Here is a 21,057-nt window from a genome sequence, read left to right on the forward strand (position 1 = left end):
GGAACGAGAGAATTTCAGATGCGCTCCGCCTAGGGGCTGTTGACGTTTGGTGAGCGGTCGCGCCGGGATGCGTTTTGCGACGAATCGAGGCGTTTCGCGCGCCGCATAGTTATTCTCTGCCAGCGCGGAACAACGAAGAGTCGGCGCGAAAGGCGCCCGGCCCTGCGGGTTTGGCCGCTTTGGGCCGGAAGCCACGTTGCCCAGCCCTTGCATAGAATGACTATGCGTCGGACTGTGCGCCTTGCTTCCGGCACAAATCGGCTCAAACGCGATCCACTCACCAAACGTCAACAGCCCCTAGCGCAAGTAGAGGCTCACACTGTCGGATAGCGCGCGCAGAGATAATCCCACAACGCCTCCTGTTCCGGCTTGGCGCGACGGTGGTCGCAATACAGCTGGACTTCCATTTCCACGCTCCATTCATCGCCGCCGGCCACCGCCAGCAGGCCGGCCGCGCACTCGGCGGCCACCGAGCTTTCCGGCAGAAAGGCGAGGCCATGGCCGGCCAAGGCCATCTGCTTCAGTCCCTCGGCCATATCGGTCTCGTAGCGCAAGGACAGGTGCGCCGGCTGCGGCCCGCTGACCAGCAGCAAATCGCTCATCAAACGGAAATAGGCGTTGCTGGCATAGCCCAGAAAAGGCAGCGGCGCGTCCGGCCACCCCGGCAGCGCATACATGGGCGCGCCGTCCGCGGCGATGGAGTACGGCCGCAAGCGCTCCACGCCCAGCCGCAGCCCGCCATAGCGCGCGTCATGCAGCTCCACCGGCTGCTTGGGATGGTGGTAGCACATCAGGAAGTCGCTGCCGCCTTCGACAAAAGCCAGCACCGCGTCGTGCACGTTGCTGGCCTGCAGGCGGCAAGACAGCTGGCCGAAGCCGTCCTCGACCGCGGTCAGCCACTTGGGAAAATACGAGAACGACAGCGTGTGCGGCACCGCGAATTCCAGCGTGCCCCGCGGCAAGGGCTGCAGGCCGCGCAGCATGGTGCGAGTGGTATTCAGTTGGGCCAACAGCGGCACCGCCTGCTCGCGCAGCAGCTTGCCGGCGGCGGTGAGCTTGGTCGGATAGGTGGTGCGGTCTATCAGATCCGCACCCAGCCAGCTCTCCAAGGCGCGGATGCGCCGGGAGAAAGCCGGCTGCGTCAGGTGGCGCAGTTCGGCGGAACGGGTGAAGCTGCCGGTATCGGCCAGCACCAGGAAGTCTTCCAGCCAGCGGGTTTCCATCGCTCAAGGTCCAGATTGCGGATGCCAGATGGTACACCGCCAGGGCACTTTGCGGCGCGCGCGGACTCTACCATGAGTCCCGCAGCCGCAATGTCACAACCCATGCACCAAACCCAAACGACAATCCCATCAACATGGCAAAGGTCCGCATTTAGTTTACAGATATGAACGCGCTTACCGTTCCCCTCCATACGCCGCTGCCACGACGACCGCTGGCCATCGCCGCCAGCCTGCTGTTGCATGCGCTGGCGCTGCTCGCCTTGAAGACCGCGCAACCGCAGCCGGCTGCCGCGCCACAGCCGCTGCGGGTCAGCATGGTGTCCATCACCCTGCCCCCGCCTGACACGCCATCACGGGCCGCTTCGGCGCAGCCGGCGCCCGCGGCGCGATCGCCACGCCCAGCCCATTCCGCTCGCGCCGCAACTGCCGTTGAAACAGCCGCCCGGCCGGCGCGGCAGGGAAAAGCCTCAGCCAGCGCCGGGCACGCGGAACCACTTCTTACCATCGAGGGGCTGCGCCAGCAGATGCGGCAGCTGGAACCGGAAAATCCCAAGGCCAAACCGCTGCGCGAAGATCCGGAAAAAGCCCGGCTGGCGCGCAATATCAATCGCGCCGAGCGCGCCGACTGCGCCAAGGCCTACGCCAACCTGGGCCTGCTCGCCGCACCCATGCTGCTGAAAGACGCCTTCGATAAAGACAACGGCTGCAAGTGGTAGCTTGCAGCCGTTGATTAAGGGATAGGGGGGCGATCAGCCCTGCAACGTCACCCAGTCCTGCGTCGCCTCCGCGGCCTGGAATTCATGCACCGCCTCCTGCATCAGGGCGAAGGCCTGCGGGGCGTCCAGCCGCTGGCAAGCGTCCTGCAGACGCGCCAGCAAGGACGCCATTTCGGCTTCGGACAGATGGTATTCCTGGGCGCGCATGATGCGGGCGTGGTCGGTCGGCAGCACGTTGTCGCCGATCAACAGCTCCTCGTACAGCTTCTCGCCCGGACGCAGGCCGGTGACGCGGATGGCGATATCGCCGTCCGGCTGGCTTTCGTCCTTCACCTCCAGGCCGGACAGGTGAATCATGCGCCGCGCCAGGTCGATGATCTTGACCGGCTCGCCCATGTCCAGCACAAACACGTCGCCGCCGTCGCCCATCGCGCCGGCCTGGATCACCAGTTGCGCCGCCTCGGGGATGGTCATGAAGTAGCGCGTGATGTCGGCGTGGGTCAGCGTGATCGGGCCGCCGGCCTTGATCTGGCGGCGGAACAGCGGCACCACGGAGCCGGAGCTGCCCAGCACGTTGCCGAAGCGCACCATCACGAAACGCGTCTTGCTGCCGCGCGCGTGGCGGGTTTGCAGCGTCAGTTCGGCCAGGCGCTTGGTGGCGCCCATCACATTGGTGGGACGCACGGCCTTGTCGGTGGAGATCAGCACGAAGGTGTCGACGCCGCTGTCTTCCGCCGCGCGCGCCGTAGTGTCGGTGCCGAAGGCGTTGTTGACGATGCCGGCGATCGGGTTGTGCTCCACCATCGGCACGTGCTTGTAGGCGGCGGCGTGATACACCGTCTCCACCTTGAAGGCGCGCATCACTTGGGTCAGCCGATCATAATCCGTCACCGAACCCAAGATAGGCGTGCGCGGGATGCGCGGTGCGATCTGGGCCAGCTCCTGATCGATGCTGTACAGGGCGAACTCGGACAGTTCGAACAACACGATGCGCGCCGGCCGGTTGCGGACGATCTGCCGCGCCAGCTCCGAGCCGATGGAGCCGCCGGCGCCGGTCACCATCACCACCTTGTCGCGGATGTTGCGCGCCAGCAGTTCGGCCTTGGGCGGCACCGGATCGCGGCCCAGCAGGTCCTCGATCTCGACTTCCTTCAACTCCTCCACCCGCGCCTCGCCCGAGACCAGATCGGCCATGCCGGGCAGCCGTTTGATCGGCACGCGCAGTTTTTCCAGCGATTCCAGAATCTCGCGCTGGCGGCCGCGGCCGACCGAGGGCATGGCCAGCAGAATGCACTTGGCCTGGGTATCCTTGACCAACGCCGGCAGCTCGTCCGGCGCGTGCACCGCCACGCCGCGGTAGGTGCGGCGATGCAAGTCCGGATTGTCGTCGACAAAGGCCATGGGCCGGTATTCGCGCCCAGCCTGCAAGGCCAGCATCAGCTGCAGGCCGGCCTGGCCGGCGCCGTAGATGATGACCGGATCGCGCGGGGCCTCGGTGGCGTCGATGCGCCGCACCAGGCCGCGCAGCAGGAAGCGGCTGCCGCCGATATAGGCCATGGCGAACACCCAGAAGATGATCACCGAAGTGCGCGGCATGGCCCAGATGTGGAACATCTGAATCACGCCCTGCAGCACCAATACGGACAAAGTCACGCCGCTGAACACGGTGTAGATGATCTTGTCGTCCAGATAGCGCAACACGGCGCGATACAGCCCCAGCTTGATGAAGATGGGAATGGCCCACAAGGGCGGCACGATGAAGACCCACAAATGCGCGTTGAGTTTAGGGTCCCAATAGCCGCCCAGGCGCAGGAACACGGCGCTCCACAAAGCGAGCGGCAACAGCAGCGCGTCCATCAGCGCCAGCATCGCCATCTTGTTGTGGCGGGAGAAGGCTAGCAGTTTTTCAAACATGGTCATTCTTTCGTATCCGGCAGCCATTGGTACAACGCATCCGGACAACATTCCTCGTTATCTTGGCCATCGCTGAGGCGCAACAGCGTAAAACCATGCGCCTCATAGAAACGACGCGCCCCGGCATTGGCCTGAAACACGAACAAGCGGCAGGCCTGTTTCCACTGCGACAATACCTGCCCCAGCAGGGCGCGGCCTATGCCGTTTCCCTGCTGGCCAGGCGCGACATACAGCTGATCCAGCCAGCGCATGCCATCTTGCATGGAGCAGGCGGCAAAGCCTGCGATCTGGCCATCACGCTCGGCCAGCCAGACCTGGCTGGTTTGCAACAGCGCATCGGCAAACCAGCTGCGCACCGACGCCTCATCATGCGCCAGCGGCGCATAAGGCATTTCCCGGCGACAGGCCAAATAGATGGCGGCCAGCGCATCGGCATCGGCAAGCCGGGGTTGGCGGATAGTCCACCTCATCGGGTCACGATCTTCATCAGGGTGGCGACGATGATGCGGATATCCTCGAACAAGCTGTGCGTCTCGGCATAGCGCACGTAGTAACCGAGCTTTTCCGGCAACACCTGTTCGATATAGGCGCGTTCCGGATCGTCAGCTCGGCCCAGTATCTCGTTTTCATCGATCATGCGGATCGACGCCCAATCGGTGATGCCGGGGCGCACCGACAGCACGATATCGCGCACCTCTTCCGGATAATGCGCCACGTACTTCGGCACCTCCGGACGCGGGCCGACCAGGCTCATGTCGCCGAACAGAACGTCGATCAATTGCGGGAGTTCGTCCAGCTTGGTCTTGCGCAGGATGCGGCCGGCGCCGGTGACGCGGCTGTCCGCGCCAACGGTCAGTTGGCCCTGGCGTTCGGTATCCACCTGCATGGTGCGGAATTTGTGGATGCGGAACAGCGTGCCGCCGCGCCCCACCCGCACTTGGCGGAAAAACACCGGCCCCGGCGAGTCCAGCTTCACCCACAAGGCGACCGCCAACAGCGGCAGCGCCAGCACCGCCAAGCCCAGGCTCGATGCCGCAATGTCGAACAGGCGCTTGATCAGCCGCGAGCCGTGGCGGGGCGGCCGGCAGCAAGGCGGCAACAGCTCGCCGCCCTTTTTTTCCAACCGCTGGCTCATGCGCCCAGAATCTCGCGCACCGCGGCGATGACGCGGGTCTGGTCATCGTCCGTCATCTTGGTGTACAGCGGCAGCGTCACCTCGGCTTCAAACGCCGCGTCGGCCACCGGGAATTGCTCGCGCGTCAGCTGGTAGCCGTCGCGCCATACCGGCTGGCGGTGCAGCGGGATGAAGTGCACCGAGCAGCCGATGCCCTTCTCCGCCATCTTGGCGATAAAGTCGTCGCGGGAGATGCCAGCCTCCGGCTTGAGACGCACCGGGTACAAATGCCAGGCGTGGTTGCTGCCCTCGTCCTTGGCGCGCGCCGGCAGGATCAGCGGCAGGTCGGCCAGCTCGCGGTCGAAGCGCTGGGCCATGACTTCACGCTTTTCATAGAAGCCGCGGATTTTCTTCAACTGATGGATGCCCATCGCCGCGGCGGTGTCCGGCATATTGTACTTGTAGCCCGGCGCGACCACTTCGTAGAACCAGGCCGGGGTCTTGGACACATAGCGGTCGAAGGCGTCGCGGCTGATGCCGTGCAGGCGCATCACCTTGCAGCGGGCGATGATGTCCTTGTTTTTCGACACCACCATGCCGCCTTCGCCGGTGGTCATGGTCTTGTTGGCGTAGAAGCTGAATACCGTCACGTCCGAATCCAGCGTGCCCACCAGCTTGCCCTTGTAGTAGGTGGGCATGGCGTGGGCGGCGTCTTCCACCACTTGCAGACCGTGTTCGCGGGCAATGGCGATGATCTCGTCCATGTCGCAGGCCAGGCCGGCGAAGTGCACCGGCATGATGGCCTTGGTCTTGGTCGTGATCGCAGCGCGGATGGCAGCCGGGCTGATGTTGAAGGTGGCGGCATCCACATCCACGCACACCGGATGCGCGCCCAAGTAGCGCACCACTTCGGCGGTGGCGGTGAAGGTGTAGGACGGCACGATCACCTCGTCGCCTTCCTGGATGCCGATCGCCTCCAGCGCCAGGTGCAGGCCGGCGGTGGCGGAATTGACCGCGATCGCCTCGACGCCGTCGCCGAGGAAGGCGGCGAAATCGGCCTCGAACTGCTTGGTCTTAGGCCCAGTCGTCACCCAGCCGGAACGCAGCGCGTCGACGACTTCGTTGATCTCTTCCTCGCCGATGTCCGGCAAGGCAAACGGCAAAAATTTCTGTTCGCTCATTTCTCAGTCTTTCGTCTTTGCGCGGCCTCGCATGGCCGCCGTCCATATCCATCGCCGCGTGCTTGGCGCGGCCTACCAAATCTTGCGTAGGGCGGAAGCCCCGAAGGGGCGTTCCGCCATCACTCTATTCATCTCAACAAAGGCGGAACGCCCGCGCAGCGGGCTTCCGCCCTACGCCAAAATCACAGTTTCACCGCCGCCAGAAAACGCCGCGCCAGCACCGCGTAATCGTGGTTGGCCAGCACATAGGCCTTGCCGGCCGCGCCCATGGCTTCGCGCTCGGCCAGCGGCAGCACCGCCATGCGCTTGACCGCGTCTGCGATCACCGCCGGATCTTCCACGCCGATGCTGATGCCGGCACCGGCATCGCGCACCATGTCATTGCCGGCTTCCACCGAGTGGATCACCGGCTTGCCCGCCATCATGTAGTCGAACAGCTTGTTCGGATTAATGCCGAATCGGTAGATAGGCAGCTTGCGCCAGCCGATGTACAGCGCGTCGCATTCGGCCAGGAAGGCCGGCACGCTGCGCTTGGCGATGGACGGCAGGAACAGCACATTGTTCAGCTTCAGCTCTGCCGCGCGCGCCACCAGCGCTTCCTTGTCCGGGCCGTCCCCCACCAAGACGAATGTCACCGGCGCGTCCTGCATCAGGGCCGCGGCTTCCAGCAGATAATCCAGCGCGTTGGCCAGGCCGTGGCCGCCGGCGTAGCCGACGACAAAACGGCCATGGGCTTTGAGTTCGGCCAGCCTCATGCGGTGTTCGGCCGGCAAGGCTTGCGCCTCGCCCTGCCACTCCGTCACGTCCACGCCGTTGGGAATCACCGCGTATTTTTCCGGCGCCATGCCATGCGCCATCATGTAGTCCTTGGCGCAGGGCAGCATGGACACTACGGTGTCGGCGCGCTTGTAACCGAAATCCTCGGCCCATTGCAGCAGGCGGATGAAGGGATGCTTCGGCGACATGCCGCCGACCTCCACCGGCGTCAGCGGCCACAAGTCATGCACCTCGTACACCAACCGGGCCCCGGTCTTGCCGGCGATCCATGCCGCCGGCACGGTGTCCAGCGGATAGGTGGACGAGGCGATCACCACGTCCGGTTTCCATTGCTTCAAATAGCGGCCAGACAAGCCCATCACCTTGCCAAGGAAGCTGAAAATGTTCAGCACCCTGCCGACGCCGTTGCCGCTGTACGGCCGCGTCTTGCACCAGGTGTAGCGGATGCCGGCTATGTCTTCGTCCAGATATTTTCCCTGCACTTGCGGGTGGGTCTGCCGCAGGTGAGACACATCGGCCGCCAGCATGTTCACTTCGTGCCCGGCTTGCACCCATTCACGCGCCAGGTAGTAGGGGCGGAATTCCATGCCGTGGCGCGGGCTGCCGGCGTAGTGGTTGATGTAGAGTATTTTCATTATTCGATATCGCCACGAAACCCACGAAAGACACGAAATACATTCGCAAGCTCGTTTGAAAATGACTTCCTTGTTTCGTGTTCTTTCGTGGGTTTTGTGGCTAAAAATCAGGATTATAAGGACGCATACAGCGCCACCAGCTTGTCGGCTTCCGCCGCCCAGCTGTATTTGCTCAGCACCGCCCGCTTGCCGGACTCGCCCAGCTGGCGCATGCGCTCTTCGTCGCCCAGCAGTTCGTTGATGGAGGCGGCGATGGCGGCGGCGTCCTGCGGGTCTACCAGCACGCCGCAGCCGGCGTCGGCTACGATCTCGCGCCACACCGGGAAGTCGCTGGCGATCACCGGCATGCCGGCGGCCATGTATTCAAACAGTTTGATCGGCAGCGCGTCGACGTAATTGGGCGTGGGGAACAAAGTCACCAGGCCGATCTTGCTCCTGGCCAATACCTCGGCCACGCCCTGGCGGTCCAGAATGCCCAGATCGTTGACCCGCGCCCAGCCCGGTTGGGCCGTTAGCATGGCCTTCAGATCGCTCTCGCTCCACGGGCCGGCCAGATTGAGCCGGGTGGAGGTGTCCGGCAGCGCGGCGACGATCGGTTCGATGCCGCGGATGCGGCTGATGCCGCCGATATAGCACACCTCGTTGCGGCGGCTTTCCCACGGCGTGTCGCGCACCAGCTCCTCCAGGATCGGGAAGTTGCACACGTCGAACGCCTTGGCGCCCAGCCTCTCGAAGCGTTTGCGGATGTGCGGGGTGGAGGTGACGATGGCGTCGAAGCGGCGCGCCGCCCAGTCCTCCAGCGTCTCGAAGCCGCCGGACACCAGCGGTCGCACCGCGCCGGGTATCCAGTGCTTGGCCAGTATCTGGCGCGGCACGTCCTCGTGCACGTCGTACACCACCTTGATGCCGGCCTGTTTCAGCCGCACGCCGGCGGGAATCAGTTCCGGGTCGTGGAAATGCACCACGTCAGGCCGCAGCTTCAACGCGGCCTGGTAGACGCGCTTGACGGTGCCGGTCATGCGAGCGAAACGACCGCCGGTCTTGGGGCCGACGTCGTGGATGCGCACGCCGTTGCAGATTTCCTCGCCCAGGCCATCGGCGACGATCAGCGTCACCTCATGGCCGGCCGCCGCCAGCGAACTGCACTCCTTGACGAAGATGCGGATGTCGTGGCGCGGGTGCGCGGAGGTCAGGTGGGCAATTTTCATTACAGATTCAAACCTTTATTTGTTGCTTGGCTAGGGGCTGTTGACGTTAGGTGGGCGGTCGCGCCGGGATGCGTTTTGCGACGAATCGAGGCGTTTCGCGCGCCGCATAGTCATTCTCTGCCAGCGCGGAACAACGAAGAGTCGGCGCGAAAGGCACCCGGCCCTGCGGGTTTGGCCGCTTTGGGCCGGAAGCCGCGTTGCCCAGCCCTTGCATAGAATAACTATGCGTCGGACTGTGCGCCTTGCTTCCGGCACAAATCGGCTCAAACGCGATCCACTCACCAAACGTCAACAGCCCCTAGCCCAAACAGACCAAACCCTTTTAGCCACGAACCACACGAACGCGCGCCAAACATTTTATTGAAACTGCGCCAATCCCGCTTCTGGATGCTGGCCAATGGTTGCGTGTCCTTTCGTGTCTTTTCGTGGCGAAAAATTAAGCTAACTCTCGATACAATGCGGCAAAGCCGGCCATATTGGCCCGATGCAGCGCCTTGGCCGCCACCAGGCCGCGATTCATCTCGGCGATTGCCTGCAAGGCCGCGTCATCCTCGGCGCGGGCCATGGCGCGGCACAGCTCGGGGCCCAGACGGCCGACATCCTCGGCGATGGCGCCGTTGAGGCCGTCTATGGTCCATTCGCCATTGGCCGGCAGATTGGACAACAGCGGGAAGCAGCCATGACCCATCGCCTCCAGCAGGCTGATGCTGGTGGCGTCGGAACGCGGCACGCTGACGAAAACGCGCGATTCGGCATACAGCTTGTCCAGCGTCGCGCTATCGACAAACCCCGTGAATTCGACGCGCTTGAGGCCCAGCGACGCCGCCAGTTGTTTCAGGCCATTCGTTTCGCTGCCGCTGGCGGCGACGACCAAGTTCCAGTCGTGGAAGCGGCCGCTGCTTTCCACCTCGGCCCAGCCCTTGAGGATGGCGGCGATGCGGTATAGCGGCTTGTGCAGCCGGCAGGACAGCACTTGCTTCTGCTTGGCGGCGATAATCGGCGCCGGCGGCAAGGCGTCGATGCCGTAATTGAGCAGCGATATCCGGCAATCGCCGGCCAATTCGCGTATCTTCGCCGCCATGTACAGCGAGTCGGAAGTGATGGCCGCCGCGGCTTGCAGATTGCCGCGCACCATGGCCCGCATCAGCCGGTTCTGGTCCGGCAGCAGCAGCACATCGGACCCCCAGGCAGTCAGCAGCATCGGGATGCTCGAGCCACGCAGCGCGCGGCGCGCGTGCCAGGCCACGCTGTTGGCCTGGTGGACGTGGACCACGTCGGGCTTCACCTCGGCGATCCAGGCCTTGAGCCGACCCGCTGTAGACAGCGCCTTCAGGCTGAAGTCCATTCGCAGCACAGTTTTCAGATTGGCCGGCCGCTTATCCGCCGGCACCTCGCCGTTGCAGGCCAGATACAACTCGTCCACATGCGGCGCGATGCCGGACAGGAAGCGCCAGGTATGAATCGAAGCCGAACCCACCACCAGCAGGCGGGCGATGCGATCAGTCATGGGCCCAGGCCTCATACAGCGGGTGCAAATCCGGATGCTGCGCCAGCCATTCGGCGTCGGTATCGCGGGTATCGCCGACCACCCGCGCCGGATTGCCGGCCAGGATGGCGAAATCGGGATAGTCACCTGCCTGCACAAAACTATAGGCCGACACGATGCTGCCCTTACCCAAGGTAACGCCCGGCATCAATACCGAATGCGGGCCGATGAAGCTGTATTTGCCGAGCTTGGTCGGCTTCTTCAGGTAACCCGCGTGGTTGCCGCGGTCCAAGTATTCGCGGCCGTACAGCCGGATCGCCACATGGCTGGAGTGCGTCAGCAGGGACACATAGTTGGTGATCTGACAGCCCTCGCCTATATACAGGCCGCCGGAGGAATCGATCAGGTTGAAATGGCCGATATAGACATTGTCCTCGACCATCAGCTTGTCGATATGCTCGATCCGCGTCATGTTGGAGACGCGGGTGCGCTTCAGGTACGCGCCGTCGCCGCGACGAAAGCCGTATACCATGCGCGGCCGGATCCAGGCGGACAGCCGGAAGCGGATGCGGCTGAAAAGTCCGTGCAAAGTCATCGCGCCGCCTTATAAAGCCAGGTGAAATAAGCAATGAAATAGCCGGCCATCACCACCGAGACCAGCTGGAACGTCGCCACCGCATCCTGCCAGATATGGAAGCCCAACCATAGCGACCCGAGGAACAGCACGGCCTGCACCAGGGACAGGAAAAACGCGAAACGTTGCCGATTGATCACCGGCGGCACCATGCCCAGCGGCGAGGCGACGAAGTGGAACAGGATGAACAACGACATCGCCTCGGCGTAACGGCCGGCCTCGCTCCAGTTGGCGCCGAATACCAGCGAGAACAAGGGCTCGCCGAAAATCTGGATTACCAGGAAGGGGAACATCGCCATGCCGAACAAGGTCAGCATCATCTTGCGCAAAATGGGCCGCAGCGGCAGCCCTTGATTCCGCGCCTCCGCCAGCTCCTTGTAGGCCACTTGCGCCACCGCCTGGCCGATAAAGGCCGCCGGCAGCTTCAGCACCCGCATCATCAGGCCATACATGCCGACGGCGGAGGTGCCAGCCAGCACCGTCAAGACCACCAGCGTGGCCGAATCCAACAACGCCGTGCTCAGGGCATGCGGCGCGTTGATCTTGGGAAACTCGATATAGGCAAGCGCGGCGCCGCGCATGTCCTGGCGGTTGACGTCACGGCGCCAGGCGAACTTGGCCTTGAGGTCGGTCCAGGCCTGCGCCAGCAGCGAGCCCAGCTGGCCGGCCAACTGGCCCAGAATCAGCCCGCCGGCGCCGGCGCCCAGCCAACCGGCCAGCACCTGGGTGCCGGCCATGCCGAACGACTGCGCCATGCGGCCATTGGCATTGGCCTGATAGCGCCGGTGGCGGTTGTTCCAGTTGGTCCAGGCCTGCATCAACCCGGCCAGCAGCACCGACAGCGGCAACAAGGCCAGCCACGACTGCAGCGTCGGCGCGCCCAGGCGGGCGGCGATATGCGCATGCCCGCCCAGCAGCACCACCAGCGCGATCAACAGCGACAAGGCGCCGGCGCACAGGATGGACAAGCCCATCAGATTGCTGGCCCGCTTGTCGTCGGCCGGCAGCACGATGGCCATCTCGTAGCGCGCGGTGGCCAGCACGGCCAAGGTCGACATCCAGGACACGTACACGGTCTGGATGCCAACCTCATGCGGATTGTACAGGCGCGTGATCAGCGGCGACACCAATAGCGGCACCACCTGGGCGACGGCCGCGCCGGTGACCAAGGTGATGACGTGGCGGACAAAGCCGGTTTTGGGCACGCGCAGCGACGACAAGGTCAGCATGCTCCTCAGCCCAGCGCCTTCTTCACCGCAGCCACAATGGCGTCTTGCGCCTCTTCCGTCAGGAAGGGATGCATCGGCAGGCTCATCACGCGCTTGCCGGCGGCTTCTGCGTGCGGGAAGCGGCCTTCGGCCAGGCCCAGGTGGGCGAAGGCCGGTTGCAGGTGCAGCGGAATCGGGTAGTGCACAGCGGTCGGCACGCCCAGTTCCTTCAACTTGGCCTGAACGTCGTCGCGATGATCGACCTCGATGGTGTACTGGGCGTAGACGTGGGTATTGCCCGGCTGGATCACCGGCACGCGGGCCACATCCTGCAGCAGCGCGCTGTAGCGGGCGCCGATGCGCTCGCGGGCGGCCACTTCATCCGGGAAGCTCGGCAGCTTGGCCAGCAGCACCGCGGCCTGGATGGTGTCCAGCCGGCCGTTCAGGCCGATGACTGGATGATGGTAGCGGCGATCCTGGCCATGGACGCGGATTTCCCGGATCTTCTTGGCCAGCGCGTCGTCGCTGGTAAACACCGCGCCGCCGTCGCCATAGCAGCCCAGCGGCTTGCTGGGGAAGAAGCTGGTGCAGCCTATGGTGGACAAATTGCCGGACTTCTTGCCGTGCTGGCTGGCGCCGAAGCTTTGCGCGCCGTCCTCGATCACCGCGATGCTGTGCTTGGCGGCGATGGCGTTGATGGCGTCAAAGTCCGCGGCCTGGCCGTACAGGCTGACCGGCATGATCGCGCGGGTGCGCGGCGTGATCGCCGCTTCCAGCAGCGCCGGGTCCAGGTTGTAGCTGACGGGGTCGATGTCGACGAACACCGGCTTGGCGCCCAATAGCGCGATCATCTCGCCGGTAGCGATGAAGGTGAACGGAGTGGTGATCACCTCGTCGCCAGGGCCGATGCCCAAGGCCATCATCGCGATCAGCAGCGCCTTGGTGCCATCACATACCCCAATGACGTGCTTGGCGCCGCAGTAGGCGGCCAGTTGCTCCTCCAGCTCTTTGACTTCAGGCCCCATGATGTACTGGCCATGGTCCAGCACCGTGTGGATGCGGGCGTCGATGTCGGCTTTCAGATGCTGGTATTGCGCTTTCAGATCAATGAACTGGATGAACATGGTTTAAACCTTCTTTTGCCACGAAATCCACGAAAAACACGCAAATACGCACCGAATTTCCAAATTGCCATCCTGCGCGTCCGATCTACTATTTTTCGTGTCGTTTCCTGGGTTTCGTGGCTAAAAACTATCAAACCGGCGTGCAATGATTGCCGCCGACCTCGTAATGAATGCCGCAAGTCGGACACGGGTGGGTGCCGATATCGTTGGACAGCCGCTCGCCGCAGGCGCACATCCAGCCGATGCGCTTGGCCGGCGCGCCCACCATCAGCGCGTAGGCCGGCACATCCCGCGTCACCACCGCGCCCGCACCGATGAAGGCGTACTCGCCCACCGTGTGGCCGCAGACGATGGTGGCGTTGGCGCCAATCGACGCGCCTTTTTTCACCACGGTGCGGCGGTACTCGTTTTTGCGGTTGACGTGGCTGCGCGGATTGTTGACGTTGGTAAACACCATGGACGGGCCGCAGAACACATCGTCCTCCAGCGTCACCGCGTCGTAGATTGAGACGTTGTTCTGCACCTTGACGTTGTCGCCGATCAGCACATCGTTGCCGACGAACACGTTCTGCCCAAACGAACAGCCCTTGCCTATCTTCGCGCCGCCGCAGATGTGCACCCAGTGCCAGACACGGGTGCCTTCGCCCAGGGTCGCGCCTTCGTCGACGATGGCGCTGGGGTGGATGGTGTAGTTCATTTCTAAAAACCCTTCATTGGCCACGAAAACCACAAACAACACGAACGAAACTACAAAACTACGCGAATGATTTCCGCTTTCGGGTATGCAAAATTCACCAGCAATCCAACCCGAATTCCGGTTGCCTTCAGGTAATTAAGCACCTGCGCCCGGTGAGCATCGCCAACTTTGGATTGCGCTTTCAACTCCAACAAAACGCGGTCCTCCACAATCAGATCGGCGCAATACTCACCAACCTCTTCGCCTTTGTAGCAGATCGTCAGAGGACATTGCGCCTGGACGGCCAAACCTTGCTTTTTCAACTCGGAGAACAAGGCCCGCTCGTATACCTTTTCCAGAAATCCATGCCCCAACTCACGGTAAACCTCAAACACACAACCTTGTATCCGATAACAAAGTTCCTGTTCGAGCATGCTTTCGTGTTCTTTCGTGGTTTTCGTGGCCAAACGATAATCAGTAATCCAGCGGCAGGCTGACGCGGCGGCCGTCGCGGGCGGACAGATACATCGCGATCAGCAGCTCCAGCGACTTCAAGCCTTCGCGGCCGTCGGTTTCCGGCGTGGCTTCGCCGCGCATGGTCTTGATCACGTTGTCGTAGTACAGCGGGTGGCCGAAGCCGTACACGCTGGTCGTCGCGTAGCTGGCGTTCTTGATCTCGTCGTCCATGGCATGCGGCTCGGCGAACTCCCAGTGCTGGATTTCGTTGACGGCCACGCCGCCGACGCGCACCGAGCCCTTTTCGCCCAGAATTGTGATGCTGCCTTCCAGGTTCTTCGGGTAGGTCAGCATGGTCACGTTCATGCTGCCCAGCGCGCCGGAGCGCCACTTGACGCTGACGGTGCCGGTGTCTTCCACCTCGATATTGCGCGCCAAGGTGGCAGTGTAGGCCTGCACGCTCTCAACCGGGCCGATCAGCCAATCCAACAGGTCGACATAGTGGCTGGCCTGGTTCATGAAGGCGCCGCCGTCGAACTCCCAGGTGCCGCGCCAGCCGGCCGCGTCGTAATACTCTTGCGGACGAGTCCAGAACACATTGACGTTGACCATATAGATGCGGCCGAAGCGCTTTTCCGTCATCGCGCGCTTCAACAGCTGCAGCGTGTCGTTGCGGCGGTTCTGCTTGACCACGAACAGGTATTTCTTTGCCTTGTCCGCCGCCTTGACCATTTCCAGGCCATCTTCCCAGCGGGTGGCCATCGGCTTCTCGGTCATCACATGGAAGCCCGCCTCGGAACACTCGATGCTCTGCGTCGGGTGCAGGCCGGACGGCGTGGTCAGGATGACGATGTCGGCGTTGGTTTTGGCCAGCATGTCGGTCAGGCTGGCATGGCCGCGGGCGCCGGTGCGCTCGACGGCGGCTTGCAGCGCCGCGGGATCGATATCGCAAACATCCACCAGCTCGGCGCGGTCTGCGTGCTTCTCCAGCGCGCCGAAGTGGTTGTTGGCGATGCGGCCGCAGCCCACCAGGGCGAAGCGGATCTTGCGGTCGGTGATCGGGGGAAGGTGCAGGGTTTGCATATTACGCGATACCTTTATGAGCCACGAAACCCACTACAAAACACAAAAACCGTCCCGCTTCCGGGTTTGGCTTTCGTGGATTTCGTGGGTTTCGCAGCAAAAAAATCAAGCCTTGACGATATTGTCGGCCGGTTGCAGGTACTTGCCGCGGCTGTCGACGATCAATTGGGCCTTGGACTTGATCATTTCGTAATCGAACTTGTCGTGGTCAGTGGCCAGCAGCACGCAGTCGTAGCTGGCGATGGACTCGGCGGTCAGCGGCACGCTGGACAGCTCGAAGTGGTGCTCGCGCATCTTCGGGAACACCGGCACGTGCGGGTCGCTGTACGCCACTTCCGCGCCCAGGTCGCGCAGTTTTTCCATCAGGAACACAGACGGGCTTTCGCGCATGTCGTCGACGTTCTTTTTGTAAGCAATGCCCAGCACCAGTACCTTGCTGCCATTGATAGCCTTCTTGCGCAGGTTCAGCGCGGAAGCCACTTTCGAGACCACATAATCGGGCATGGCGCTGTTCACTTCGCCGGCCAGCTCGATGAAGCGGGTATTGACGCCGTATTCGCGCGCCTTCCAGGTCAGGTAGAACGGGTCGATCGGGATGCAGTGGCCGCCCAGGCCCGGGCCCGGATAGTAGGGCACGAAGCCGAACGGTTTGGTGGCCGCGGCGCGGATCACTTCGTGGATGTCGATGCCCATCTTGTCGGCGACGATCTTCATCTCGTTGACCAGGCCGATGTTGACCGCGCGGTGGATGTTCTCCAAGAGCTTGGTCATCTCGGCGGCGCGGGTGGACGACACCGGCACCACTTTGTCGATCACCGCGCCATAAAGCGCCACGCCGATTTCCTGGCAGGCCTCGCTGTAGCCGCCGCACACCTTGGGGATGGTGCGGGTGGTGAAATTCGGGTTGCCCGGATCTTCGCGCTCTGGCGAGAACACTAGGAAGGCGTTTTCGCCGACCTTCAGGCCGCGCGACTCGATGCGCGGCAGCAGTTCTTCATCGGTGGTGCCCGGATAGGTGGTGGACTCCAGCGAGACCAGATGGCCTTCGCGCAGGAAGGGCACCAGGCTGTCGATGGTATTCAGCACGAAGGACAGATCCGGCTCGCGGTATTTGTTCAGCGGGGTCGGCACGCACAGGATCAGCGTGTCGGCTTCGCCGGCGCGGGAAAAGTCGGTAGTGGCTTCGAAACCGCGGGTCAGGGCGGTGGCGATGCTGTCGGCGGAGATGTGCTCGATATAGCTGTTGCCGGCCATCAAGGCATCGACCTTGCTCTGGTCGATGTCGAAGCCCAGCACCTTGTAGCCGACTTCGGCGAAACGCAGCATCAGCGGCAGGCCGACATAGCCCAGCCCCACGATGCCGATCACAGCGGATTTGTCCGCGATACGATTGAGCAGTTGCTGCTTGATCACGATGAATGTCCCAACAGGATGTAAAAGCTTGAGCGGCGGACGCCCGTCCGCCGCCCGGTCATTCGGTACTGACTGTATTGTCCCGCCACGTCTGACCCGGGCCCGCAGCCCGAAACCGGCGCGCAATGCGCATGCAGCTTGGCATTATACGCCGCGCCGCGCCGGCTTTTGGGTAAGCAAACGTAACCGATCCGCCGATTTTGCGACGGATTTGTCCTGGCTCAGATCAGCAGGTGGCCGGCGGTCTGCTGGTTGGTCTGCTTCAGCCGGTTGACGAATTCGCCAAACTCCAAGCCAAAGCGTCCTTCCAGCTCGTCAGCGCGTTTCTTCAGCGCCTCCCACTGCGTCAGCGTCGGGCTCTGGCGGAAAGCCATGACCGCGACGTTGCCGTGAGTGGCCGCAGGCAATTCGATCACCCGACCCTCGAAAACGTTCAACAGACGCTCGATGAAGCTGTGGTAGCGCTTGTCGCCGCTCCACCAATTGGTGACGAATACGCCCTTCGGGCTCAGCGCGCGCTTGCAGTCCTCGAAAAAGTCCTCCGTGGTCAGCGCGTCGACGATCTGCAGGCCGTCGAAGCCGTCCACCAGGATGGCGTCGGTGGAGCCGCGGAAGATCTTCACGTAGTCCGCGCCGTCGGCCTCGACGATCTCGAAGAAGTCGCCCTCTTCCGGCAGCTGGAAAAACGCGCGCGCCACCGCGATCACCTGCGGATTGATGTCCACCGCCACGCTGACCGCGTCCGGCAGATATTCGTCGATGAAGCGGGCGAAGGAGCCGCCGCCCAGGCCGATCTGCAGGATGTGCTGCGGCGTGTCGTTCCACAGCAGGAAACCCATCATCGCGCGGCTGTAGCTGAGCACCAGATCCGGCGGATCGTCCAGGTCCATCGAACTCTGGATGGTTTCCGAGCCCAGATGCAGCGAGCGGATATTGCCCTCTTCCGAGATTTCCACTTCCGGCATTTCCTCCACCGCGGCGCGCACGCGGCGGCGGAACGGATGCAAAGCCCTACGCGCCACAGCTGTCTTCCTTGGGACGGGAGTCCAGAATGCTGATGGTGCGCTTGGCCAGCCGCGCCTCCTCCACATCATCCTCATGCGGCGCCGGATCGCGGAACTCTTCCTTGTCAAACGCCGTGTCGCCATCGATGAACGGCGCGTCGCCGGTCTTCAAACCGGCAAAGTCGAACAGCTTGGTGTCGGCCAGATGCGACGGAACGACGTTTTGCAGCGCGCGGAACATGCTCTCCACGCGGCCGGGGAAACGCTTGTCCCAGTCGTTGACCATTTCCTTCACCACCTGGCGCTGCAGATTGGGTTGCGAGCCGCACAGATTGCACGGAATGATGGGGAAGCCGCGCCAGTCGGCGTAGCGGATAATGTCCTTTTCGCGGCAATAGGCCAGCGGGCGGATCACCATGTGGCGGCCGTCGTCGGACACCAGCTTGGGCGGCATCGCCTTCATCTTGCCGCCGTAGAACATGTTCAGGAACAGCGTATGCAGGATGTCGTCGCGATGGTGGCCCAGCGCGATCTTGGTGGCGCCCAACTCGTCGGCCACGCGGTACAGGATGCCGCGGCGCAGGCGCGAGCACAGGCTGCAGGTGGTCTTGCCTTCCGGCACCAGGCGCTTGACGATGGAGTAGGTGTCTTCCTCGACGATGCGGTACTCCACGCCGATGGACTTCAGATACTGCGGCAGCACATGCTCCGGGAAGCCCGGCTGCTTCTGGTCCAGATTGACCGCGACGATGGAGAAATTGATCGGCGCGGACTTCTGCAGGCCAAGCAGGATGTCCAGCAAGGTATAGCTGTCCTTGCCGCCGGACAGGCAGACCATCACCCGGTCGCCTTCTTCGATCATATTGAAATCATTGATGGCGTCACCGACATGGTGACGCAGGCGCTTGGCCAGCTTGTTGCCTTCAAACGCGGCCTTCTTGGCTTTGTCGTCGAGCACGGCGTTCTGTTCGGACATCGGGATGCGGCTAAGAAATTGAAAAACAGGCGATTTTACCGTTTTCCGCCGCCAAAATCCATGGCGGCGAAAAACCGTTACAGCACGATGCTGCGTCCGCCATCCACCGCCAGGATCTGCCCGGTGACATAGCCGGCGTCCAGCAACAGGAAAGCCACCGCGCGGGCGATGTCTTCCGGCACGCCGGTGCGTTGCAGCGGAATGGTGGCTTCTATCCTGGCGCGCGCCTCCGGGCTGAACGATGCCTCATCTTCCGGCCACAGATTGACGCCGGGCGCCACGCCGTTGACGCGCACCGCCGGCGCCAGCTCGATCGCCAGGCTGCGGATCAGCTGGGCATGGCCGGCCTTGGCCAGGTTGTACACCACATGGCGCGCCATCGGCCGGTCGACGTGGATGTCGACGATGCCGACGATGGCGCCGCCGCGGCGCGTCAGCTCCGGCGCCAGCGCCTGGCTCAGGAACAAGGGTGCTTTCAGATTGCTGCCCATCAGGTCGTGCCAGGCCGCCTCGTCGATCTGGCCCACTTCGGTCGGAAAAAAACTGGACGCGTTGTTCACCAGCCCGTCCAAGCGGCCAAACGCCGCCACCGCGGCCTCGGCCAAAGCCGGCAGCGCCGCCGTGTCCAGTAAATCGGCCTGGACCAGCTTCGCGCTATCGGGACGGATGGCGTTCAACTCCGCCGCCAGCGCCTCGGCCGCGGCGCGCGAGCCGCGGTAATGCAGCACCAGCCGCAAGCCGCGGCCATGCAGCAAACGGGCGATGCCCGCCCCCACCCGCCGCGCGCCGCCGGTAATCAGGACCACACGCTCATCTTGTTGTTGCTCTGTTAGCATTGCTTCCTCATTTCGAATTGCCCCTTCACGGGGACGGCGCTTTGCACCACAATCGCGCCACATTGTAGCAGGACGAAAACCATGACCACCCTACCCGCCGCCAGCCCCGAGGCGCTGGCCGTCAGCCAGGCCCTGTGCGGCCGCATCCGCGAAGCGATAGCGCAAGCGGGCGGCTGGATACCGTTTTCGCATTATATGGAATTGGCGCTGTACGCGCCCGGCATGGGTTACTACGCCGCCGGCAGCCGCAAGCTCGGCGCAGACGGCGACTTCATCACCGCGCCGGAACTGACGCCGCTGTTTGGGCAGTGCCTGGCGCGCCAGCTGGCCGAACTGCTGACGCAAACGGCCGGCGCGATCTACGAATTCGGCGCCGGCACCGGCAAGCTGGCGATAGACCTGCTGGCCGAGCTGGAAACGCTGGGTTGTTTGCCGCAGAAATACGTGATCCTGGACCTGTCGCCAGACTTGATAGACCGCCAGCGCGACAATATCCGCGCCGCGCTGCCGCACTTGGCGGATCGCGTCGAATGGGCCAGCCGGCTGCCGGGCGCCATCGACGGCATCGTCATCGGCAACGAATTGCTGGACGCCATGCCGTGCGAGATGGTGTTCCGCGACGAAAACCGCCAGCTGCGCCAACGCGGGGTGACGATACGCGACGGCGCCCTCGCCTATGAAGACCGCGATTTCGCCGATGCCCGGCTGGCTGAGCTGGCCGCGCAGCTGGTGCCGGACATCCCGCGCTATGAAACCGAAATCAGCCTCGCCAACCGCGGCTTCATCGCCAGCCTGGCCGGCGCGCTGACCCGCGGCGCCATCCTGATGATCGACTACGGTCATGCGGCGTCCGAGTACTATCACCCGGAACGCAGCATGGGCACGCTGCTGGGCCACTACCGCCACCACACGGTGCAAGACCCGTTCTACCTGCCCGGCCTGATGGATCTGACCTGCCACGTCGACTTCACCGCCGTCGCGCAGAGCGGCATAGACGCTGGGCTGGACCTGATAGGCTACGCCAGCCAAGCCCAGTTCCTGCTCAACTGCGGCCTGACCGAGCTGCTGCAGCAATGGGACGCCAACGATGTCAAAACCTATCTGCCGGTGGCCAAGGCCGCGCAGCGGCTGCTGTCGCCGCAGGAAATGGGCGAAACCTTCAAGGCGATAGGCTTCGGCAAAGGCGTATCGATAGACTGGCTGGGCTTCGCCCGCGGCGACCGCTGCTACACGCTGTGATTTTTTCGGAAGCGGGCTTGACAGCCCTTTAGCCGCTGCGTATAGTTCGCGTCTCGGTGCAGGCGCATCGAAATTGTGGCGAATTAGCTCAGTCGGTTAGAGCGACGGAATCATAATCCGCAGGTCCGGGGTTCGAGTCCCTGATTCGCCACCA

The 21,057-nt window shown here is 63.3% G+C and carries 20 protein-coding genes and 1 tRNA gene; 3 read left to right on the forward strand and 18 right to left on the reverse strand.

Annotation, left to right across the window (positions count from 1 at the left end):
* Positions 1–314: 314 nt before the first annotated feature.
* Positions 315–1,223, reverse strand: coding sequence for a LysR substrate-binding domain-containing protein (locus tag QUG01_RS16545; protein ID WP_500831059.1), 909 nt, complete (start codon positions 1,221–1,223; stop codon positions 315–317).
* 164 nt (positions 1,224–1,387) lie between these two features.
* On the opposite strand from QUG01_RS16545, the gene QUG01_RS16550 reads away from it, so the two are divergent.
* Positions 1,388–1,939 (forward strand): hypothetical protein, encoded by a 552-nt coding sequence (locus QUG01_RS16550; protein ID WP_500831060.1) that lies wholly within the window; start codon positions 1,388–1,390, stop codon positions 1,937–1,939.
* Positions 1,940–1,972: 33 nt separating this feature from the next.
* Here QUG01_RS16550 and QUG01_RS16555 read toward each other — a convergent pair whose 3' ends face one another.
* From QUG01_RS16555 to QUG01_RS16635, 17 genes are all read right to left on the reverse strand, one after another.
* Positions 1,973–3,853, reverse strand: coding sequence for a polysaccharide biosynthesis protein (locus tag QUG01_RS16555; protein WP_500831061.1), 1,881 nt, complete (start codon positions 3,851–3,853; stop codon positions 1,973–1,975).
* A gap of 2 nt (positions 3,854–3,855) precedes the next feature.
* A complete protein-coding gene (locus QUG01_RS16560; protein WP_500831062.1) occupies positions 3,856–4,323 on the reverse strand; it encodes a GNAT family N-acetyltransferase in 468 nt (155 codons plus the stop codon).
* Complete coding sequence (locus tag QUG01_RS16565; RefSeq protein WP_500831063.1) at positions 4,320–4,988, reverse strand: sugar transferase; 669 nt, start codon at positions 4,986–4,988, stop codon at positions 4,320–4,322. Before QUG01_RS16565 ends, QUG01_RS16560 begins: the two co-directional genes overlap by 4 nt.
* Positions 4,985–6,148 (reverse strand): DegT/DnrJ/EryC1/StrS family aminotransferase, encoded by a 1,164-nt coding sequence (locus QUG01_RS16570; protein ID WP_500831064.1) that lies wholly within the window; start codon positions 6,146–6,148, stop codon positions 4,985–4,987. Before QUG01_RS16570 ends, QUG01_RS16565 begins: the two co-directional genes overlap by 4 nt.
* 182 nt (positions 6,149–6,330) lie before the next feature.
* A complete protein-coding gene (locus tag QUG01_RS16575) occupies positions 6,331–7,560 on the reverse strand; it encodes a glycosyltransferase family 4 protein (RefSeq protein ID WP_500831065.1) in 1,230 nt (409 codons plus the stop codon).
* Between the two features lie 113 nt (positions 7,561–7,673).
* A complete protein-coding gene (locus QUG01_RS16580; protein ID WP_500831066.1) occupies positions 7,674–8,768 on the reverse strand; it encodes a glycosyltransferase family 4 protein in 1,095 nt (364 codons plus the stop codon).
* A 436-nt stretch (positions 8,769–9,204) separates the two neighbouring features.
* Entirely contained in the window at positions 9,205–10,275 is a 1,071-nt protein-coding gene (locus tag QUG01_RS16585; protein WP_500831067.1) for a glycosyltransferase, read from the reverse strand.
* Positions 10,268–10,849 carry an acyltransferase gene (locus QUG01_RS16590; protein WP_500831068.1) on the reverse strand — a complete coding sequence of 194 codons (582 nt, stop codon included), beginning with the start codon at positions 10,847–10,849 and terminating at the stop codon, positions 10,268–10,270. The genes QUG01_RS16585 and QUG01_RS16590 overlap by 8 nt, the downstream gene beginning before the upstream one ends.
* Positions 10,846–12,117: a lipopolysaccharide biosynthesis protein gene (locus QUG01_RS16595; protein ID WP_500831069.1), complete on the reverse strand. Its 1,272-nt coding sequence runs from the start codon at positions 12,115–12,117 to the stop codon at positions 10,846–10,848. Before QUG01_RS16595 ends, QUG01_RS16590 begins: the two co-directional genes overlap by 4 nt.
* Before the next feature lie 5 nt (positions 12,118–12,122).
* Positions 12,123–13,220 (reverse strand): DegT/DnrJ/EryC1/StrS family aminotransferase, encoded by a 1,098-nt coding sequence (locus QUG01_RS16600; RefSeq protein ID WP_500831070.1) that lies wholly within the window; start codon positions 13,218–13,220, stop codon positions 12,123–12,125.
* Positions 13,221–13,350: 130 nt separating this feature from the next.
* Positions 13,351–13,917: an acyltransferase gene (locus QUG01_RS16605; protein ID WP_500831071.1), complete on the reverse strand. Its 567-nt coding sequence runs from the start codon at positions 13,915–13,917 to the stop codon at positions 13,351–13,353.
* Positions 13,918–13,967: 50 nt separating this feature from the next.
* Positions 13,968–14,330, reverse strand: coding sequence for a GxxExxY protein (locus QUG01_RS16610; RefSeq protein ID WP_043628184.1), 363 nt, complete (start codon positions 14,328–14,330; stop codon positions 13,968–13,970).
* A gap of 40 nt (positions 14,331–14,370) precedes the next feature.
* Positions 14,371–15,435 carry a Gfo/Idh/MocA family protein gene (locus QUG01_RS16615; protein ID WP_500831072.1) on the reverse strand — a complete coding sequence of 355 codons (1,065 nt, stop codon included), beginning with the start codon at positions 15,433–15,435 and terminating at the stop codon, positions 14,371–14,373.
* Positions 15,436–15,540: 105 nt separating this feature from the next.
* On the reverse strand, positions 15,541–16,845 hold the full coding sequence (locus QUG01_RS16620; protein WP_500831077.1) for a nucleotide sugar dehydrogenase: 1,305 nt from the start codon (positions 16,843–16,845) through the stop codon (positions 15,541–15,543).
* A gap of 224 nt (positions 16,846–17,069) precedes the next feature.
* Entirely contained in the window at positions 17,070–17,870 is an 801-nt protein-coding gene (locus QUG01_RS16625; protein WP_500831073.1) for a polyamine aminopropyltransferase, read from the reverse strand.
* Positions 17,860–18,828, reverse strand: a complete 969-nt coding sequence (ttcA, locus tag QUG01_RS16630) for a tRNA 2-thiocytidine(32) synthetase TtcA (RefSeq protein ID WP_500831074.1) — start codon at positions 18,826–18,828, stop codon at positions 17,860–17,862. The genes QUG01_RS16625 and ttcA overlap by 11 nt, the downstream gene beginning before the upstream one ends.
* 77 nt (positions 18,829–18,905) lie before the next feature.
* Entirely contained in the window at positions 18,906–19,664 is a 759-nt protein-coding gene (locus QUG01_RS16635) for a pteridine reductase (RefSeq protein WP_500831075.1), read from the reverse strand.
* A gap of 81 nt (positions 19,665–19,745) precedes the next feature.
* Here QUG01_RS16635 and QUG01_RS16640 point away from each other — a divergent pair, with 81 nt between their 5' ends.
* Positions 19,746–20,903, forward strand: a complete 1,158-nt coding sequence (locus QUG01_RS16640; protein ID WP_500831076.1) for a class I SAM-dependent methyltransferase — start codon at positions 19,746–19,748, stop codon at positions 20,901–20,903.
* A gap of 77 nt (positions 20,904–20,980) precedes the next feature.
* A tRNA-Met gene (locus QUG01_RS16645) sits at positions 20,981–21,057 on the forward strand.

Source organism: Chromobacterium sp. CCUG 76385 (assembly GCF_059916625.1).

Excerpts from the sequence above, each read along its gene's own strand:
- QUG01_RS16545 (WP_500831059.1), bottom strand. The coding sequence starts at position 1,223 with ATGGAAACCCGCTGGCTGGAAGACTTCCTGGTGCTGGCCGATACCGGC.
- QUG01_RS16550 (WP_500831060.1), top strand. The coding sequence starts at position 1,388 with ATGAACGCGCTTACCGTTCCCCTCCATACGCCGCTGCCACGACGACCG.
- QUG01_RS16555 (WP_500831061.1), bottom strand. The coding sequence starts at position 3,853 with ATGTTTGAAAAACTGCTAGCCTTCTCCCGCCACAACAAGATGGCGATG.
- QUG01_RS16560 (WP_500831062.1), bottom strand. The coding sequence starts at position 4,323 with ATGAGGTGGACTATCCGCCAACCCCGGCTTGCCGATGCCGATGCGCTG.
- QUG01_RS16565 (WP_500831063.1), bottom strand. The coding sequence starts at position 4,988 with ATGAGCCAGCGGTTGGAAAAAAAGGGCGGCGAGCTGTTGCCGCCTTGC.
- QUG01_RS16570 (WP_500831064.1), bottom strand. The coding sequence starts at position 6,148 with ATGAGCGAACAGAAATTTTTGCCGTTTGCCTTGCCGGACATCGGCGAG.
- QUG01_RS16575 (WP_500831065.1), bottom strand. The coding sequence starts at position 7,560 with ATGAAAATACTCTACATCAACCACTACGCCGGCAGCCCGCGCCACGGC.
- QUG01_RS16580 (WP_500831066.1), bottom strand. The coding sequence starts at position 8,768 with ATGAAAATTGCCCACCTGACCTCCGCGCACCCGCGCCACGACATCCGC.
- QUG01_RS16585 (WP_500831067.1), bottom strand. The coding sequence starts at position 10,275 with ATGACTGATCGCATCGCCCGCCTGCTGGTGGTGGGTTCGGCTTCGATT.
- QUG01_RS16590 (WP_500831068.1), bottom strand. The coding sequence starts at position 10,849 with ATGACTTTGCACGGACTTTTCAGCCGCATCCGCTTCCGGCTGTCCGCC.
- QUG01_RS16595 (WP_500831069.1), bottom strand. The coding sequence starts at position 12,117 with ATGCTGACCTTGTCGTCGCTGCGCGTGCCCAAAACCGGCTTTGTCCGC.
- QUG01_RS16600 (WP_500831070.1), bottom strand. The coding sequence starts at position 13,220 with ATGTTCATCCAGTTCATTGATCTGAAAGCGCAATACCAGCATCTGAAA.
- QUG01_RS16605 (WP_500831071.1), bottom strand. The coding sequence starts at position 13,917 with ATGAACTACACCATCCACCCCAGCGCCATCGTCGACGAAGGCGCGACC.
- QUG01_RS16610 (WP_043628184.1), bottom strand. The coding sequence starts at position 14,330 with ATGCTCGAACAGGAACTTTGTTATCGGATACAAGGTTGTGTGTTTGAG.
- QUG01_RS16615 (WP_500831072.1), bottom strand. The coding sequence starts at position 15,435 with ATGCAAACCCTGCACCTTCCCCCGATCACCGACCGCAAGATCCGCTTC.
- ttcA (WP_500831074.1), bottom strand. The coding sequence starts at position 18,828 with ATGTCCGAACAGAACGCCGTGCTCGACGACAAAGCCAAGAAGGCCGCG.
- QUG01_RS16635 (WP_500831075.1), bottom strand. The coding sequence starts at position 19,664 with ATGCTAACAGAGCAACAACAAGATGAGCGTGTGGTCCTGATTACCGGC.
- QUG01_RS16640 (WP_500831076.1), top strand. The coding sequence starts at position 19,746 with ATGACCACCCTACCCGCCGCCAGCCCCGAGGCGCTGGCCGTCAGCCAG.